Source organism: Dyadobacter sp. CY261 (assembly GCF_021440085.1).
Taxonomy (GTDB): domain Bacteria; phylum Bacteroidota; class Bacteroidia; order Cytophagales; family Spirosomataceae; genus Dyadobacter.
On record NZ_JAKCPW010000009.1, the window covers coordinates 185065 to 203900 of the forward strand.

Below are 18836 nucleotides of genomic sequence, written 5' to 3' on the forward strand. Positions count from 1 at the left end.
ATGCAACCATTCCCTCCCCGCTGGCTCGATAAGCTGGCTACCCGAATTTGCGCCCCGCACCTCCGCGAAGAGCTCCTTGGCGACCTTCACGAGCGTTACGCCCTCCGCCATCGACGCACCGGTGCACGCAAGGCCAACTGGTTTTTCATCCGCGAAGTAAGCGCACTACTGCGCCCATCGATCATGAAGCGCAAGCCATCACCCTACCGCTCGCCTTCCGCATTCAACCCCGAAATGCTCCGGAATTATTTCAAAATCGGCTCGCGGGTATTGCTCAAAAACAGCAATTATTCGCTGATCCACGTCACCGGGCTTTCCATCGGCCTATGGGCTTGTATGATGGTAGCTACCGTGGTGATCGACAGTCTTTCTTATGACAGGCAATGGAGCCGGAAAGATGATATTTATCGGATTGTAAGTGTGAATAAGATGGGGGGTGACTTGACGGAGCGCCATAACTCGTCGCCTTCCAATTTGGCTCCCGAATTGCAGAAAATGTATGCAGAGGTCGAGTCATGGTCGTCCATCGATAACCAGGAAATGCATTTCAAAACAGATCCAAGGGACAGTTACGGCATAGAAACCAGTATGCTGACTGCCGATACGATGGTTAGTCAAATGCTGGATTTCAAACTTTTGGCCGGTAGTTTAGAGCGTTCTACCCAAAACCGGTGGAGCCTGCTTGTAACGCGCTCGTATGCGGCCAAAATGTTTCCGGGACAAAATCCGATCGGCCGTATCATTCACGAAATCCCGACTTTCAGCTCGGAGACTGCACCTTACGAGATTACCGGGCTGATCGAAGACCTGCCTTACAACAGCCACCTTCGCACTGACGTGGTCCGCCTGAAACGCACGAAGATCGAACCATTGATCAATGACGGGATGATCATGTTCGGGATCAATTATCTTATGCTAAAACCCGGCACTGACATCGGTGCATTCACGCAGAAAGTCAACGCATGGTATGCGCGGTTTACAAAAGCCGGTGAACGTCAGTTCGAATTCCAGCCCTTAAAAGACATTTACCTGCATTCCGACTTTGCCCAGGCGCAAAAGGTCCAGGCCAATGCAGGCACTATTTACATTTTTGCAGGTGTGGCGCTGCTACTGTTATTTATTGCTTGCGTCAACTTTGTGAACCTGAGCACTGCTAAGGCATTTACGCGTGTGAAAGAGGCAGGAGTACGAAAAATCCTGAGCGGATCCCGGTCGCAACTGGTTATGCAGCTGCTAACTGAAACCTTGCTGCTTTTTGGTATCTCTGTGGGAATTGCGGCATTTGCCTATTACTTCACACTGCAATCCGTCGAAAGCTTTCTTGGCCATAAGCTGGTATTGACCTTTACTTCCAATTTCCTCATGGCCGCCGCAGCTATTTTCATGTTTTCTCTGACCGCATTGCTGACAGGCCTTTATCCTGCCTGGATCATTTCCGGTTTCAAACCGGCCAATACACTACGCGGCATTCTGAGCGCAACATGGGGTCAAAGCGGCCTTCGCAAGACATTGGTCGTTGCCCAGTTTTCCATTTCTATCATAGTACTGCTTGCAACCATTGTGGTATGGCAGCAACTCGATTTGATGGAACATAAGGAACTTGGCTATGACAAAAATAACCTGATCAGCATTGGACAAATTTCCTGGAATGGTAAAGCGGAGGCATTTAAAAATGAAATACAACGTCTACCGGGCGTCGTTCATAGTAGCCTGGCGCAATGGTTGCCTACCGAAGGAGGCGGCTACATGCAACGTGAGGTTGAAGATCCAGCACACGCCAACCGGCGGATTCGCGTCTGGTACATTGCAGGAGATGTGGACCTACCCGAAACGATGGGATTGAAGCTGGTAAAAGGCCGCATGTTCAGTAACCGCTTTGCGGATGCAATCAATGCAGATTCTTTGCAAAAAGAGGGTTTTGAAAAATTCGAAAATGCACAGATGAACCAGAATTCATTGATGACGGCCTCGGCAGCTAAAATACTGGGGATCAAACAATTAGACATCCCGGTTAAAAACGCGCATTCGGTACCGGTAGGCGTTGTCGGTGACTTCCATAACGAATCACTGTACGAAGCCATTAAACCTACGATACTTCTTGCCCAAAAGTCGTCTAATTACGGTGGCATGCTCATTCGTGTCCAACAAAACACCGAACCACAGGTAGCGGCAGGCATCCGCAATCTCTGGAAGCAGTTTTTCCCGGACAAACTGCTTGTAATCAACAATGTAGAAGATCAGTTGTTAAAACAATACGAAGCCGAATCAAAACTCCACCAACTCTTCCTTTTTTTCAGCGGGCTTACAATGTTCCTTTCGGCCTTAGGTATTTTCGGATTGGTGGTGCAGGCGGCGGAGCAGCGTGCGAAGGAAGTTGGCATCCGTAAAGTTCTGGGTGCTTCGGTGGCGGGTATCGTGGGTTTAATTTCAAAAGATTTCGTCAAACTGGTGCTAATCTCCATCGTTGTGGCATCGCCGCTGGCGTGGTATGCCCTGCAAAAATGGCTTGAAACTTATCCTTACCGGACGCCTATCAACTGGTGGGTGTTTGCAGTAACCGGCGCGGCGGTATTGCTAGTGACCATCGCTACGGTTAGTTTTCAGGCGATCCGCGCCGCCACGGCCGATCCGGTACGCAGCCTTAGGAACGAGTAGCAGTTAGGGAATTAAAGTACAGCGATGGCACTTTAATTCCCCATCTTTTTGAACCATACTTGCAGAACATGGCCATTTTCGGTTAGCATGACAATTGTATAAATCCTGTCAGCACTAAAACCACCGTTCATAATGCAAATGTTGTCAGGTCTGGGCAAGGCCCGGTATATTCCCCTCCTCGTTCTATTTACACTTGCCATCATGCAATCCTGCCGGAAAAATCCGAAGGAAATGACCAATGAGCAACTGGCCGAGGCCATTAGCAATAAGAAAACCTACGAGGAACTCCTCACCAGCGCTGGCGATGCAGGGGTCGATATCAAAAAATTTGAAGCGAAGGACGGAAAAGCGCCCGTCTTTGCCCTGTTGGAGGAACTTGCGTTCGGACATAAACCCAACATCCGTTTTACCCAAAAGCAAATAAAAGTCGACACCAGCCTGATCCGCGATGCGGCAGAAGATTTGGTAAAAGGGCAACCGGTGGATAAGGTGTTGGAAAAACTGGAACCGGTCTTCCCGGTTTACCACAATCTGAAAATCCATTATGACCGGCTTTTAAAAGAGCAAAAGAAGGATAGCGCCGCTTACGTAGCCCAGACCCTGAATGCCTATCGCTGGATTCATCGGCAGGTTCAGGGGGCTCCACGCTTTGTAGTAGTCAATATTCGCGGCGCTTACCTTACCGCCATGGATTCGGCGGGCCAAAATGTGCTTACCATGCGCACCGTGGTAGGAAAGCGTGACACGCCTACGCCAACGATTGACACCTATGCGACGAGCATTGTGACGCATCCTTACTGGAATGTCCCAAAAAGCATCGCGATCAAAGAAATCTTTCCCAAAGCAGCCGCAAACCAGGAATATCTCGCTAAAAACCGAATTCAGGTAATCGGGAAAGATGGTCAGGCGATCGACCCTTCCGAACTGGAATGGGGTGAGCTCACAGCCGAAAAGTTTCCCTACCGCTTCCGTCAGGAAACCGGCGAAGATAATTCGTTGGGTTTATTAAAGGTGGAGATTAAGAATCCACTGGCCATTTACCTGCACGACACGAATGCCCGGTATTTGTTTACCAGTAACCAGCGCTGGCGCAGCCACGGATGTGTACGTGTGCAAAGGCCGACGGACCTGGCTAATTATATGGCGGGAACCAAACTACTCGACAGCGATTTCATGACCGAGCCGGATACCGTATCCCATCCGCCGAAATGGCACAAACTCAAAGTGAGGGTACCGGTTTTTCTGCTCTATCTTCCAGCAGATTGTACGCCGAAAGGCGATCTGATGTACTTCCCGGATGTTTACAAACGGGAGACGCCCAACGTCTGAACGTCGGATAATACATCAATTCCGGTTAATAGTGACGATGCTTTAATATAATGCTGATCGCCGGAATAGATAAAAAGTCCGGCCCCATTGTATAACAAATTGATCAGTTTTTTGGAATCGGCGATTGAAACGGCCGGGCAACCGAGGCTGCGACCAAGCCTGCCGGTGTTCTTGATGAATGCTTCACTCACGTAATCGGCACCATGCATGACGATGGCACGTTCCAATGCACGGTCGTTAATCCCTTTTTCAAGTCCTTCCAGTTTGAGCGAAAGACCGTGTTTGCCCTGGTATGTCCCCAATGTTTTGTAAAAACCTAAACTGGACTGATACGAGGAATTGGCATTGGAAAAACGCTCGGCAAACTCATTCCCGGAATTGCGTCCATGCGCGACATAAGTATTAAAAAGGACTTTCTTTTTGAGGAAATCAATCACATACAGCCTCTTGTTGCGCGATGATTGCGTGAAATCGGCAATCGCCATGATCGGGTTCGATAGTTTTACTTTGTGAAAACCAAACCATGCACAGTAGAATGCCCGTTCAGACAAACCCTGCTTTTTCAAGCCAAGCGAATCATATAGCGAAATCCATTCGGGCATTGTGACAACCGAATCTTTCTTTATGATTGCAAATCGGGAGGAACTTGAAGAATCTGAGAATGAATGGATCTTTTGACCAACCAGGGAAATGCCTAATGCCATCATTACCGCCGCCAAAACCACTTGCACCTTTGTCATTTTTAATTGTTTTGTTGAGTAATCTGTTCAAATCCAATTAAGAAGAGGTTGTCTGAAAGACTCCAAGTTAACAGCCCTGAAAATGTAAATGGTTCCGAAAAATTTCAGAACCATTTACAAGAGACTAATAATCAGTTAATTATAAGCAAAATTTACTGCCAACAACTGACTACACCTGACTATTTCTTTTCAATCCCCGCTAAAACCCGCCCTATATCATTGGCCCGCGCCATATAACTGAGGCTCGCATCCATATCCCGGCCGTCGATCGCTTCTTTAAACTTTTTAAGCAACTCGATGTAATCGCCCAGCGCTTTGGAAACGTTCTTCTTGTTTTGGTCAAAAATAGGCGCCCACATCTGCGGGGAACTCTTCGCCAAACGAACTGTGGAAGAAAAACCGGTGCTCGCCATATCGAAGATCGCGCGCTCGTCGCGTTCTTTGTCCAGTACCGTCATACCCAATGCAAAAGAGCTGATATGGCTCAAATGTGAAACGTATGCCAAATGCAGGTCGTGCTCGACGGGGTTCATGTAATGGATTTTCATACCCGCATCACGCAGGAAGGTTTCAACGAGTCCCGAAGAATCAGGATTGCTTTTTTCCTTGTCGCAGATGATCACGTTCTTATCTATCAAAAGCTCCCTGAATGCAGCCCCCGGGCCCGAGTTCTCGGTACCAGCCATCGGATGTGCGGCCACGAACTGGCCGCGATTCGGGTGTTGATCTACCAACTTGCAGATCAACTCTTTCGTCGAACCCAAATCCATGATCGTCCGACCGTCTGGCAAGTGATCGAGCATATAGGGCAGCAACTTGATAATGGCGTCCACGGGTGTGGCAAGCACATTCAGCTCCGACACTTGCAATGCCTCGTCGAGCGTCAGGATCTCGTCCACGATCCCTTTTGCCAAAGCTATTTTCTGATTGACCGCCGAGTTGTCCACCCCCACGAATTTCACGTGCGGGTATTTCTCGCGCAGTCCCAGGGCAAACGACCCGCCCAGCAGGCCGACCCCTATGATACTGATTATCATTATTTTAAATTTAAATATCAACCACTATTACCCCTTGATCCGCGCCACAGCTTCCCAAATCCTTTCTTTGGGCATACATAACGACAAACGGATATAACGCTGGCCTTTGGGACCAAAAATGAAGCCGGGAGCTATGAATACATGCTTTTCAACCAGCAGATTATTTACCAGCGCTTCCGCCGACTCCGTGGAATCGGGCAGCTTGCCCCAGAGGAACATGCCTTCCTGCTTATTATCCCAGGTACATCCCAAAGCCTTCAACAATGCCTCCGACGCATCCAAACGGCCCTGATACACTGCATTGCGCTCCGCATGCCATTCCGGTGAATTGCTCAAAGCCGCTACCGCAGCCTCCTGCATTGCCCAGAACATGCCCGAATCGACATTACTTTTGATCGTAAGCACCGCGCTGACGTACTCCTTCGCGCCCGAAAGCCATCCCAACCGCCAGCCAGCCATATTATGCGACTTGCTCATCGAGTTCAGCTCAATCGCCACTTCCTTGGCCCCTTCCACAGAAAGCAGGCTAATCGGCGCTTTTTTGTTTAAAACCAGGCTATATGGATTGTCGTGACAAAGCAATATCCGGTGCTTTTTCGCGAACGCGACCGCCTCTTCGAACAACTCCTGTGTAGCAGGAGCGCCCGTAGGCATATGGGGATAATTGAGCCACATGATCTTCGTTTTCGGCGTTACAAGGTTTTCCATGGCATTCCAGTCTGGTTGCCAGCCGTGGTCCTCGCGCAGTGGATATTCTTTCACTACCGCGCCCACCATCTGGCTCACTGCGCGATAGGCCGGGTAACCCAGCTCGGGCACCAGCACCTCGTCGCCCGGATCGAGGAACGTCAGCGATATATGGGTAATGCCCTCTTTGGAACCCATGAGCGGCAATATTTCGGTATTCGGATCGAGTGTGACGCCATAGGTACGATAATAAAAGCCTGCAACTGATTTTCTGAAAGCGGGAGTGCCTGTATAAGGCTGATAACCGTGTGCCTGCGGCTGATAGGCAGCGGTTGTCAATGCTTCCAGTGTTTCTACTGAGGGCATCATATCCGGGTTTCCGATCCCAAGATTGATGACATCATGCCCTTCGGCAATCAGTTTGCGCACTTCGGCCAGCTTCACGGAAAAATAGTATTCCGATGTCTGCCTGGTGCGCTGTGCAGTTTCAATGATCATTATGATGATTATATTGTGCTTTTAGCCCTTGGCTATCAGCGGTTAAAACGTCCGTCCGGAACAGCCCGGCGAAACGGGGCGCAATTTACGACAAAATCCCGACGGGGCGCGCTGCGAAGGCTGCAACCGGTTATTATTGCAAAACAATATTTTAAATTGCGGCATGAACAAACTACGTATTCTCGCCCTTTTCGCTACACTCCTTGCCGGCTGTTCCAAACCGACGGAAAAAATCATCGTCGCTACCGCCGCCAATGTGCAATATGTGATGAAAGAAATCCAGCAGGAATTTGAAAAGGAGTCTGGTAAAAAGATCGAGATCGTAGTAGCCTCGTCGGGCAAGCTCACAACCCAGATCCGCGAAGGCGCTCCGTTCGACGTATTTGTTTCCGCTGACACCAAATACCCCAACGAGATATTCAAAAACGGCGGTTCTGATCTCAAACCCGAAGTTTACGCCACCGGCACATTGGTACTCTGGGCCAAAGACATCCCCGAAACCGATCTCAAACCCGAAGTCCTCACGACCGACAAAGTCAAAAAGATAGCCATCCCTAATCCTAAAATAGCACCGTACGGCGAAGCGGCGGTCCAGGCATTACAAACATTGAAACTCTACGGGCAAACGGAAAGGAAGCTCGTCTACGGCGAAAGCATCGCCCAAACCGCCCAATACATCACCACCGGCTCGGCGGAGGCTGGTTTCAATGCATTATCTATTGTATTGTCACCTGAAATGAAGGGCAAAGGACATTACACCATCGTAGATTCAACACTATACAAACCCATTCAGCAAGCTGCAATTTTACTAAAACACAGTAAAGCCTCCCCGAAAAAAGAATCCAGCGAGGCGTTTTATAAATTCCTGTATTCGCCGAAAGCGAAAGCGATTTTCAAGAAATATGGATATAAATGATTGACACCCAGCCAATCCTCCTGACGCTAAAACTGGCCAGTATCACTTCGGTGCTGCTCCTTGTGATTGCTTTGCCAATCGCGTACTGGCTGGTATTCGGGAAGTTTAAAGGGCGTGGCGTGGTAGAGGCGCTGATCGGGATGCCGCTGGTGTTACCGCCTTCTGTAATAGGCTTTTATTTGCTGTTGGCATTCAGCCCGTCGCATTGGTTTGGGGCTTGGATTGAGGGATGGTTGGGTTTGAGGCTGGTATTTTCGTTTCAGGGATTAGTTATTGCTTCGATTTTATACAGCTTACCTTTCATGGTTTACCCCATCCGCGCAGGCCTTCAATCGCTGCCGGTCTCGTTGCGGGAAGCCTCTTACACGCTTGGCAAAAGCGAATGGCAGACATTTGTGCAAGTGCTCTTGCCCAATTGCAAACCCGCCATACTCACAGCGTTCGTGCTCACATTCGCACATACCGTCGGGGAGTTTGGCGTGGTGCTGATGATCGGCGGGAACATTCCGGGCGTCACCAAAGTAGCGTCCGTGGCCATTTATAATGAGGTGGAGGCATTGAATTACCCCGCAGCCAACGAATACGCGATGGTGCTTTTTGCGATCACTTTCATTATTTTACTGCTGGTTTATTCTATCAACAATCGCCTGCTCCGTGTCCAACAACCTGCTTGACGTCCATATCCGGCATACCTTGCACACCGCGCACGGCATCCTGCCTATGGAAGTCGATTTCTCGCTTGCACGAGGCAGTATCATGGCGTTGACCGGCCCCTCGGGTGCCGGGAAGACTACATTACTCCGACTTATCGCAGGGCTGATCCATCCTGAGAACGGCCGCATTGCTTTTGAAGGGGACATTTGGCTGGATACCGCGTCCCGCGTGTATACTCCTCCGCAAATACGGCATATCGGGTTTGTTTTTCAGGATTATGCCTTATTCCCGCACATGACGGTGCGGAAAAACTTGCTCTTTGCACTTTCTGAAAATCAGTCGACCCAGATCGTGGATGCATTGCTGGAAGCGACCGGCCTGACCCAACTCGCCGACCGGAAACCGGCCCAGCTCTCGGGCGGGCAGCAACAGCGCGTGGCACTCGCACGGGCACTCGTGCGCAGGCCGGAATTGCTTCTAATGGACGAGCCCTTCGCGGCGCTCGATCCCGAAATGCGTTACCAGTTGCAGGATTTACTGCTCAAACTACACCGCGATCACAACTTTACCGTTATCCTCGTCACGCACGATATGGGCGAAATCTTCCGCCTCGCCGACCGCGTGGCGATCATGGAAACAGGCAAAATGACCCGTTTCGGCATGCCTTCGGAAGTTTATCTCAATGAAACAAGGCAGGAAGGTTTGCTCATCTACGGCGAAGTACTGACCTGCAAAAGGCAAGGCGAAACGCTAACGGTACACGCGTGGATCGACGGCAAAATCCGGCAGCTCAACGTTCCAGCGCATTTTGAAACACAAATGCAGCCAGGAGTGACGTTTACACTGCGATATGATGCTGCGAGTCTCGATGTTTGGACCGCCGACAATAGACCATAGACGATAGACCATAGACCATGAAAGTATATCAAAAACCATTGTCCATTGTCCATGGTCCATGGTCTATTGTCCATGGTCAGGGCCGCAGGCCCGCAAACTATCGGCGGTCGGCGGTCGGCCGGCGGCGGTCAAAAAGGGTATTTCCACCATCCACCTGTCTTTTTCCAAAAATCATATTCAACACTCAACATGCGGGTATTTTTCAAACTCTTACAAATTGCATTCATAGCGCTGCCTCTACTAGCCATGCGCCAGGACAAACCCATTCGCGTCGTTTTCTTCGGCGACTCCATTACCCAGGCGGGAGTAAGTCCGACTGGTTATATCACCAAGGTGGGTGAAATGCTGAAATCCAACAGCCAGGACAGCCAGTACGAACTTATCGGAGCGGGCATTGGCGGCAATAAAGTTTATGATCTCTATTTGCGGCTGGAAGACGATGTGCTGGCCAAAAAGCCGGACGTCGTATTCATTTATGTGGGTATCAACGATGTTTGGCACAAAGCATCGTCGGGCACTGGCACCGATCCCGACAAATATGTGAAGTTCTATGAGGCATTGATCAAAAAGCTAAAAGCACAGAACATCCGTGTGATCGTTTGTACGCCAACCGTCATCGGCGAGCGCAACGACAATTCCAATCAGCAGGACGGCGATCTAAACCAGTACTCCAAACTGATCCGCGAGATTGCGACGCGCAACAGCCTGCAATTGCTCGACTTACGTCAGCATTTCCAGGATTATTTGGCCAAAAACAATCCTGAAAACAAGGAAAAAGGCATCCTGACCTCCGACCGCGTGCATTTAACCGATGCGGGTAACCAGTTCCTGGCGGAGAAAATGCTTGAAGCATTAGTGCAGAAATAATTTTTGATGGTGCCGAATGGCATCCATTAACCCAACTAATACAGGTAAGCCCCGGGAAGTAGTTTCCGGGGCTTTTTTGATAAAGAGAACTACCTTTTGATAATCGCAGTATTCGTTTGATCATCGGATTGCTAAGGAGTTTATGCTAAGTGTAAAATTAGCCGCGGGTCATCTCCGACCTGCCTACACTTCACTTTAAACACCTGTTGATCCATGAAGCAAACCAGTAGATTACTGCCTCTGTCCGTCGCGACTCCCATTCTAATCCTTTTCATTTACGGATTATTCACCTGTTTTCAACCTAACCTTTTTCCACACAACGAGGCTGGCACTGATCGGGAAATCACACCAGAAGTTCCGCAAAGCTCTTTAAACTCCTTTCCGCCTGGCCTCTCGGAAACGATTGCCGCACGTGAATACCACATTTCCTACGGGCCTGAAAAGAGCATGTTGCAAAGTCCGAACCGCCGGCATGATCTTCGGGCGTACTATGAACCCGGACATTTCATCCTTCAAAATCGCAGTGATTCCGCAGGGAATAGCTTCAAGCTCCGGTTGGACAATGAAGGCATATTCGCTGACGGCCGCCTTATCCATCAACCTGACGCTAATGCACGGGCGGAAATATCGGGCAACAAGCTCACGATGCATCATCAGGGCTTCGCCGAAGAGTACATTAACAATCAGGATGGTGTAAGGCAAAATTTCATCATTCGCCAGGCTCCCGACGGCACACGCCAATTACAGCTGACGCTAACAGCCTCAGGACTCAAAACGGTCGGGGGAGGTGAAAATGAAATACTATTTTTTTCAAAACATGACACCCTGCATCCGCGCCTCATTTACCATGACCTCCAATGCTGGGATGCCAAAAAAAGGCCGCTTATTGCTCATTTAACCAGCAAGCATCAGCATATTCAGATTACCGTCGACGTTCAAAACGCAGCCTACCCCATCACCATCGACCCACTCGTCATCAACGGCAATCCTGGTAATGCCGATGCGTTGTTTGAATCGGGTCAGGCCAATGCATTATTCGGCTTCTCCGTATCATCCGCAGGGGATGTGAATGGGGATGGTTATAGCGATGTACTGGCCGGTGCACCGCATTATGATCATGGAGAAACCAACGAAGGTGTTGCTTTTCTCTATTACGGTTCCGCCAACGGACTCAATCCGGCCCCCTATTTACTGGAAAGTAATCAGCCAGACGCCGCGATGGGCTATTCCGTTTCCAGCGCGGGTGATATCAATGGGGATGGATTCAGTGATATCGCGATCGGTGCGCCATTTTTCGACAAGGGACAAAATGACGAAGGCGTAGTTTTCGTCCATCTGGGTTCAGCCAAAGGCATTAAATCCAATCCGGTTGCCATTTTGGAAGGGAATCAATTTGAAGCGCAATTCGGCATTTCTCTGGCGTTGGCCGGTGATGTAAACGGGGATGGTTTCAGCGATGTGATTGCAGGCGCAAACCAGTTCGATCAGGGCCTTGTGAACGAAGGGGCTGCATTTGTCTTTTATGGCTCCAAATCCGGCATTATTCCTAACAAGGTAAGCACCTTGGAAATAAATCAGGCTAATGCGATGATCGCTTCGTCCGTTGCCGGTGCCGGGGATGTGAATGGGGATGGATTCGGTGATGTGCTGGTAGGAGCGCCTTTTTATGAGCAGGGAGAACTGGATGAAGGTGGTGTATTTGTGTACCTGGGGTCGGTCAATGGGCCAGTCAATATTCCGACTATCATCCAAAGCAATCAGGCGAATGCGCATCTGGGCAGTTCACTGGGATCTGCCGGCGATTTGAATGGAGACGGCTATTCGGACGTCCTCGTCGGCGCACCGCATTACGATAAGCTGCATGCCGATCAGGGTTTGGTAAACATTCATTTTGGTTCTGCCCTCGGAGTGAATGCAAATCCGTCGATAGAACTTGCAGGAAATCAAATGGAAGAAGAATTTGGCCGTTCAGTCGGGTGCGCCGGGGATGTGAATGGGGATGGCTATGCCGATCTGATGGTAGCAAGCCGATTTCAGGGTAAAGGCCCGATCAACGAGGGTGGGGTATCCCTTTTCACAGGGTTTCAGGCTGGTATTAATAAAAAACCAATTTCAATCCTGAAAAGCGAGCAGGCCAACGCACTACTCGGGCAATCGCTGGGAAGTGCCGGGGATGTGAATGGCGACGGGTTTAGCGATATTATCATCGGATGTCACCTTTACGACCAGGGACAGGCAGACGAGGGTGCTATCTTGCTATGGCGCGGATCCGCCTCGGGAACCGACATCGCTTCGGCAGCAACGCTGCTGTCTGCGCAACCCGAATCCGCATTCGGCTATGCAATTTCCGGCGCCGGGGATGTAAATGGCGATGGCTATGACGATGTCCTTGTCGGCGCTCCACATTACGACAATGGTCAGGCCGATGAGGGAGTTGCATTCATATTTCATGGAACTTCCCATGGCATCAGCAAAACAGCGGCCCTCATGCTTGAAGCAAACCAGGCAGATGCCGGGTTCGGTGCGTCGGTATCATCTGCGGGCGATGTAAATGGTGATGGTTACGCAGATATTGTCATTGGTGCCATGCATTTTGATGATAGCGAAGATGAAGAAGGCGCAGCGTTTGTTTACCTGGGTTCTGCATCTGGCATCCAACCGGCACCTGTAAAGTTGGAAAGCAATTTACCCGGCGCGTGGCTGGGATGTGCAGTGGCCCACGCAGGCGACCTCAATGGTGACGGATTTTCGGAGCTTATCATCGGCGCGATGAATTATTCCAATGGCCAGTCCGAGGAAGGCGCCATTTATCTGTTTCCTGGCTCGCCAACCGGACCTGACGTCGCCAGTAAACGCATTATTGAAGGGAATAAAGAAGATGCCAGGCTAGGCAATTCTGTGGCCGGGGCGGGTGACATCAATGGCGACGGCCACGACGACATCGTCGCAGGAGCATACAGCCTTGGAGACTATGATGCAGGAGCAATTTGGGTAGGTTATGGGCAGTACAATGCGCTCGATTCGCTCACGAGCGAGTATATAAAGGGCACGCAGGACCAGGCACATTTGGGGTGGGATGTATCGGGGGCTGGCGATGTAAATGCTGACGGCTTCCAAGACGTGATCGTGGGAGCTAATGCCTACGATAACGGCGACGGCGCCGCTTTTCTGTACTATGGTTCCCTCACTGGCATTACCCCGGCGAATGTAGCCAATCTCTACTCGCATGAGACAGGCATGGCGGCGGCAATGGGCGAATCCGTGGCTGGTGCCGGCGATCTGAACGGCGATGGATATAGCGATATCGTGATAGGCGAACCCTGGTTTATAGATGACAAGACCTGGATCACGACCGGACTCGCAAGCATCTTCTTTGGATCAGCTGCTGGTCTCCATCCCGCGCCGCAACGCATTATCGGAAACCCGAACGACGCTTTCGACTTTTTCGGCTGGGCAGTAAGTGGTGTCGGGGATGTGAATGCCGATGGGTTCGGCGATATGATCATAGGCTCCCCCAATTTCAGCTCATCTCAAACCGACGCTGACGCGGCATTTGTCTACTATGGAAATAAGGGTTCAGGCATGCGCAATAACCTTCGGCTATATAATAACGACCTCGTGACCTTATTGAACCAAAACCAGAAAAGTAAAAGCGACTTTGGTGCCGGGCTATTTGCCAAATCGTTCCTGGGCCGCAACAAGGGGAAACTGGTTTGGGAAGCTCAGGCTAGCGGGCTGGGCTTTTCGCAGGGAGCAAACAATGTGATCACTCAAAGTACCGCAATGACCGGTAGCCAGAAAGGATTTTCCGATCTTGGTATAATTGGAATTGAATTAAAAGCCCTGATCGTCAAACAAGGCATTTCCACTAAAATAAGGGCACGCGTAAAATACAATCCGGCTTTGGCACTAACGGGGCAGGCATACGGGCCATGGCGGTATTTGCCGGCTTATTTGATGGGAAATAGCGCTACACCACCTCCCGAAAGAAATCGTGATTTGCAAAAGATTATTGGAAATAAGCGAGAGAACGACAAAGCAATTGTTTACCCCAATCCAGCCTACGATATTCTCAACATCCGGTCCGACAAACTAGCTCCTATAAGAAGTCTGACATTGTCGACCAACGAGGGGAAGATTATTTTTCAATCCTTCACTCCATTAGAAACACTTGATTTAAGTGTGTTGCAATCGGGGCACTACGTCTTGAATATTATTTACACTGATGGATCGCAGATTTCCCAAAATGTGATCAAGAGGTAATATTGAAGTTTTCTCCTTCGGGTAACACCTTCTGCTCATTACAGTCCCCTCTTGCTCATTGCATTGCATTTCAGGTCAATGGTATCACGAAGTTTGGAAAGGCATTTGCCGCCTTTTCAAACTTCTTCATGTACCCTAAATGCAACCACGATGAGACACACCTACCAAAAATTGCTTTTACCCGTACTTGCCGCGGCACTGATTCTCGGCTGCTACGCATATCGGGACCATTTAACAAGCACTTTGGCCAAAACCAGTTCACACAAAGCTTCCTTATCTAGGCAGGAGGGTGATGTGATCCCGCAAAACGCCCTTTCTCAAATCCAGCAAAACCTCTCCGAACGGGAATACCACATCACTTACGACAGCCTGAAAAATACCCTGCAAAGCCCTAACCGGAGCCACGGATTGAGGGCATATTACCAACCAGGCCAACTCACTATCGTCAACCGCAAAGATTCGGCAGGCCACAATTTCAAATTACAACTGGTCAATGAAGGTGTTTATGCTGATGGCAAAAAGCTGTTCGAACCACTCAAAACGGCCCAAACTGAACCTGATGGCAATAAACTGCACATCCGTCACAAAGGCTTTATCGAGCAATACATCAACGACCCAAGTGGCATTAGGCAGAACTTTATTGTAAAGAATGCCCCTGAGGGTACAAGCAGCCTGCAAGTCAAACTGGCAATTGATGGCATGCAGGTTGCTGATCTGGGAAATAATGAGATTCTGCTGACGCGTCGAAGTGCTACATCTAATTCAGAACAACTCCATTATCGTGACCTGCATTGCTGGGACGCAAATCAAAAGCCGCTGGTTGCCAGCCTCGCTTATGTAGGCGGCAAGATACAGATCGATGTCAATGTCGAAAATGCCGCTTATCCGGTCACCATCGATCCGCTCGTTGTAAACGGTAACCCAGCCAATGCGGCAACGTTGCTCGAAAAAGACCAGGGACTCGCCGCTTTCGGGTATTCCGTTTCAAGCGCCGGGGACGTCAATGGCGATGGATTCAGCGATGTCATCGTAGGCGCGCCCAATTACGATAAAGGGGAAAGCAATGAAGGCGTTGCATTTTTGTACATGGGTTCCGCAAGTGGCCTGGCTAATGCGCCGGACCGAACACTGGAAAGCAACCAGCCAGAGGCTAAGTTCGGCAACAGTGTATCCAACGCCGGGGACGTCAATGGCGATGGGTTCGGTGATGTGATAGTGGGGGCCCCCATGTTTGATAAAAACGAAAACAATGAGGGCGCTGCTTTCGTATATCATGGGTCAGGGGCAGGGCTCAGCATCGTCCCCACCACCACGTTGGAAAGCAACCAGCCAGACGCCAACCTCGGCCACCGCGTAGCCCTGGCAGGTGACATCACAGGCGACGGGTTCAGCGACGTCATCGTTGGGGCACCCATGTTCGACAAAGGTCATTCCAATGAAGGCGCTGCATTCATTTATCATGGATCCGGAACGGGAGTAGCCACGTCAGCCAACACAACTTTGGAAAGCGACCAGGTTGACGCGCAGTTCGGCTGCTCGGTCAAAGGTGCTGGCGACGTAAACGGCGATGGGTACGGGGATGTGATTGTGGGCGCTTCCATGTTTGACAAAGGCCAGAATAACGAAGGCGCCGCATTCGTTTACCATGGTTCAGCCCTGGGACTCGCCACAGCAGCCACGACAACACTAGAAAGCGACCAGGCCACCGCCTACTTCGGCCACTCGGTATCCACAGCAGGCGATGTAAACGGGGACGGGTTTTCGGACGTGATCGTTGGCGCATATCAGTACGACAACGGACAAAGCAATGAGGGGGGCGCATTTGTATACCACGGATCAGTTAATGGTATCGGCTCCGGCGTTTCAAAGCTCCTGGAATGCAACCAGGCAGGGGCACAGTATGGTGTTTCTGTTTCCGCAGCAGGGGATGTGGATGGAAATGGCTACGCCGATGTGATCGTCGGTGCCAACTTCTACGATAATGGGCAAAGCAATGAAGGTGCAGCATTTGTATATGAAGGATCTTCAAACGGTATTAACAGCGCGGCTACATCTGTGCAGGAAAGCAACCAGCTCAATGCTTACATGGGTTCTTCGGTGGCCAGTGCAGGGGATGTAAATGGGGATGGGTATAGTGATATTGTTGTGGGCGCGCATATGTATGATAAAGGGCAAGGGGATGAAGGTGCTGCGTTGGTGTGGCTCGGAGGAGCGAGGGGTATTAAAGAAACAGTCGTTACCCATCTGGAAATGAACGTTCCCGGTAATCAGTTTGGTTGGTCGGTGGCTAGCGCAGGAGATATAAATGGGGATGGATTTGGAGATGTGATTGTCTCAGCCAACAACTTTGATAATGGAGAAACCGACGAAGGAGCTGCTTTTGTATTTCATGGCTCCGCGCAAGGATTGGCCGCTGTTCCTAATACGACATTGGAAGGTAATCAACAATATGCCAGTTTGGGATCTGTGGCTAGCGCCGGAGATGTTAATGGGGATGGATTTGGAGATGTGATTGTTGGCATTCCGTTGTATGACAATGGTATCGAAAATACAGGCAAAGTTTGGGTTTTTTATGGCTCTAAACTAGGTTTGGGGATGGGTAATTTAACCGAAACCACTCTCCTTGGAACGCAGGGAGATGCCAAATTCGGATCTTCTGTTTCCAGCGCGGGAGATGTTAATAAAGATGGGTACGGCGATATAGTTATTGGAGAACCTGAATATGATATTAGCAATCCATACATGGACGAAGGGCGTGCAATCATTTATTATGGTTCAGCAAATGGAATAAATTTAAATACAAATCCAACAATAATCAATGGAAGCACGGACGGCGTGTACATGGGCATATCGGTTGCAGGCTCGATCGATGCAAATGGAGACGGGTTTGGAGATGTGCTTATTGGCAATCCTTTCTTTACGAATGGACAAGATTATGAAGGTGCAGCATTTGTTTACTATGGCTCCCAATCTGGTATAAATCCAGCAAATCCTGCTATTTTACAAAGTAATTTTGCTTTCGCAGAGATGGGGGAAGTAGCCAATGCCGGAGATATTAACGGAGATGGATTTAGTGACATTGCAGTTGGAGCACACAGTTATAGCAATGGAGAGGCTTTTGAGGGAGCAATTTTTATCTTTTACGGGTTAGCTAACGGCATTAACAACGCTCCGGTAATCCTAGAAAAAAATGTTGCAAACGGTTATTTTGGCAACATCTCTTCAGGAGGCGATGTCAATGGTGATGGATATAGTGATTTAATTGTTGGCAGTATTGGTTTTTCTAACGGCCAAAGTAACGAAGGTGCTGTTTACCTTTTGCAGGGATCACCCACCGGCTTGACAACAACCAGTAATCTCTTAATCGAAGGTAATCAAAACAGTGCCTTTTTAGGCAATTCTGTTGCGGGGGCCGGTGACGTTAATGGAGATGGCTATAGTGATATTATTGCCAGCGCTCATCAATACGACAACAATCAAGCAAATGAAGGAAGAGTATCCGTCTATTACGGTAATAGCGGCTTAGGCCTCCGTAACAACCTCCGCCTCTACAACTCCTCCGACTTGCTAACCCCCATCAACCACGCCCAATTTGCCCAAAACAACTTTGGAGCTGGCTTTTTCGCCAAGTCGTTCCTTGGACGTGGCAAAGGGAAGCTAGTATGGGAAACGAAGCCGCTGGCACAAGGCTTCTCTAAAGGAAGCAACAATGCCATCACCAACAGCACCCAGTCCACCGGTTCACAGAATACTTATTCCAATCTGGGTTTGGCCGGTATTGAGTTGAAGAATGTAATCGGCAAGCAAGGCCCCTCGACCAAGGTGAGGGTACGCGTTAAATATCATCCTGCTTTGGCGCTAACCGGTCAGGCGTATGGGCCCTGGCGGTATCTACCCGCGTATTTAATGGGCAATAGTACAGCACCGGTGCCGGATAACACAGCCACTGATATGGCGGGGACCATCAAGAAGAAAGCAAATATGGAAGTCGGTTTATGGCGAGATCAGATTGCCATTTACCCCAATCCGGCTTCAGATCAGCTCCATATCACCCATGACCACCCCGAAATGGTGAAGAATATCAAATTGCTTACACCCGATGGCAGAATGGTTGGCCAGGCAGCCAACCCGGATAATCCAATCAATGTAAGCGAGTTAGCAACTGGCATTTACTTCCTGGTCATCAGTCATACCGACGGTTCACAGACATCAAGGAAAGTTGTTGTCCGTTAACACTTTTGTCAAATAATTCTAAGACCTGCCTGCGTTAGTGAACCCGCTGGCAGGTCTTAT

General features: G+C 49.7%; 11 protein-coding genes. 8 read left to right on the plus strand and 3 right to left on the minus strand.

Translation table 11 applies throughout. The features are described 5' to 3' along the window. Together LZD49_RS24225 and LZD49_RS24230 are read left to right on the plus strand one after the other, a co-directional pair. Positions 1-2655, plus strand: a complete 2655-nt coding sequence (locus LZD49_RS24225; protein WP_234670266.1) for a permease prefix domain 2-containing transporter — start codon at positions 1-3, stop codon at positions 2653-2655. A gap of 132 nt (positions 2656-2787) precedes the next feature. Further along, entirely contained in the window at positions 2788-3984 is a 1197-nt protein-coding gene (locus LZD49_RS24230; RefSeq protein WP_234670267.1) for a L,D-transpeptidase family protein, read from the plus strand. Here the strand turns inward: LZD49_RS24230 and LZD49_RS24235 are convergent. From LZD49_RS24235 to LZD49_RS24245, 3 genes are all read right to left on the minus strand, one after another. Continuing rightward, the gene (locus tag LZD49_RS24235; RefSeq protein ID WP_234670268.1) at positions 3957-4724 is read right to left on the minus strand and encodes a murein L,D-transpeptidase catalytic domain family protein; all 768 of its coding nucleotides are present in this window, start codon (positions 4722-4724) and stop codon (positions 3957-3959) included. The two genes, LZD49_RS24230 and LZD49_RS24235, sit on opposite strands and share 28 nt — an antisense overlap. A 179-nt stretch (positions 4725-4903) precedes the next feature. Further along, positions 4904-5761 (minus strand): prephenate dehydrogenase, encoded by an 858-nt coding sequence (locus tag LZD49_RS24240; protein WP_234670269.1) that lies wholly within the window; start codon positions 5759-5761, stop codon positions 4904-4906. Positions 5762-5788: 27 nt separating this feature from the next. After that, positions 5789-6946: a pyridoxal phosphate-dependent aminotransferase gene (locus LZD49_RS24245; protein WP_234670270.1), complete on the minus strand. Its 1158-nt coding sequence runs from the start codon at positions 6944-6946 to the stop codon at positions 5789-5791. Positions 6947-7109: 163 nt separating this feature from the next. On the opposite strand from LZD49_RS24245, the gene modA reads away from it, so the two are divergent. The 6 genes from modA to LZD49_RS24275 all read left to right on the plus strand — a co-directional run bounded on the left by modA (position 7110) and on the right by LZD49_RS24275 (position 18776). Further along, a complete protein-coding gene (gene modA, locus LZD49_RS24250) occupies positions 7110-7862 on the plus strand; it encodes a molybdate ABC transporter substrate-binding protein (RefSeq protein WP_234670271.1) in 753 nt (250 codons plus the stop codon). Continuing rightward, complete coding sequence (modB, locus tag LZD49_RS24255; RefSeq protein ID WP_255721150.1) at positions 7859-8536, plus strand: molybdate ABC transporter permease subunit; 678 nt, start codon at positions 7859-7861, stop codon at positions 8534-8536. Before modA ends, modB begins: the two co-directional genes overlap by 4 nt. Further along, complete coding sequence (locus LZD49_RS24260; RefSeq protein WP_234670272.1) at positions 8517-9413, plus strand: ABC transporter ATP-binding protein; 897 nt, start codon at positions 8517-8519, stop codon at positions 9411-9413. Before modB ends, LZD49_RS24260 begins: the two co-directional genes overlap by 20 nt. Before the next feature lie 189 nt (positions 9414-9602). Then, positions 9603-10280 carry an SGNH/GDSL hydrolase family protein gene (locus tag LZD49_RS24265; protein WP_234670393.1) on the plus strand — a complete coding sequence of 226 codons (678 nt, stop codon included), beginning with the start codon at positions 9603-9605 and terminating at the stop codon, positions 10278-10280. A 213-nt stretch (positions 10281-10493) separates the two neighbouring features. Then, the gene (locus tag LZD49_RS24270; RefSeq protein WP_234670273.1) at positions 10494-14543 is read left to right on the plus strand and encodes an FG-GAP-like repeat-containing protein; all 4050 of its coding nucleotides are present in this window, start codon (positions 10494-10496) and stop codon (positions 14541-14543) included. Between the two features lie 150 nt (positions 14544-14693). After that, a complete protein-coding gene (locus LZD49_RS24275; RefSeq protein ID WP_234670274.1) occupies positions 14694-18776 on the plus strand; it encodes an FG-GAP-like repeat-containing protein in 4083 nt (1360 codons plus the stop codon). The last annotated feature ends 60 nt before the right edge of the window (positions 18777-18836 follow it).

What these genes read in the sequence shown, in the direction of transcription:
- LZD49_RS24230 (WP_234670267.1), top strand. Translation starts at nt 2,788, where the DNA reads ATGCAAATGTTGTCAGGTCTGGGCAAGGCCCGGTATATTCCCCTCCTC.
- LZD49_RS24235 (WP_234670268.1), bottom strand. Translation starts at nt 4,724, where the DNA reads ATGACAAAGGTGCAAGTGGTTTTGGCGGCGGTAATGATGGCATTAGGC.
- LZD49_RS24275 (WP_234670274.1), top strand. Translation starts at nt 14,694, where the DNA reads ATGAGACACACCTACCAAAAATTGCTTTTACCCGTACTTGCCGCGGCA.
- LZD49_RS24245 (WP_234670270.1), bottom strand. Translation starts at nt 6,946, where the DNA reads ATGATCATTGAAACTGCACAGCGCACCAGGCAGACATCGGAATACTAT.
- modB (WP_255721150.1), top strand. Translation starts at nt 7,859, where the DNA reads ATGATTGACACCCAGCCAATCCTCCTGACGCTAAAACTGGCCAGTATC.
- LZD49_RS24240 (WP_234670269.1), bottom strand. Translation starts at nt 5,761, where the DNA reads ATGATAATCAGTATCATAGGGGTCGGCCTGCTGGGCGGGTCGTTTGCC.
- LZD49_RS24225 (WP_234670266.1), top strand. Translation starts at nt 1, where the DNA reads ATGCAACCATTCCCTCCCCGCTGGCTCGATAAGCTGGCTACCCGAATT.
- LZD49_RS24265 (WP_234670393.1), top strand. Translation starts at nt 9,603, where the DNA reads ATGCGGGTATTTTTCAAACTCTTACAAATTGCATTCATAGCGCTGCCT.
- LZD49_RS24270 (WP_234670273.1), top strand. Translation starts at nt 10,494, where the DNA reads ATGAAGCAAACCAGTAGATTACTGCCTCTGTCCGTCGCGACTCCCATT.
- modA (WP_234670271.1), top strand. Translation starts at nt 7,110, where the DNA reads ATGAACAAACTACGTATTCTCGCCCTTTTCGCTACACTCCTTGCCGGC.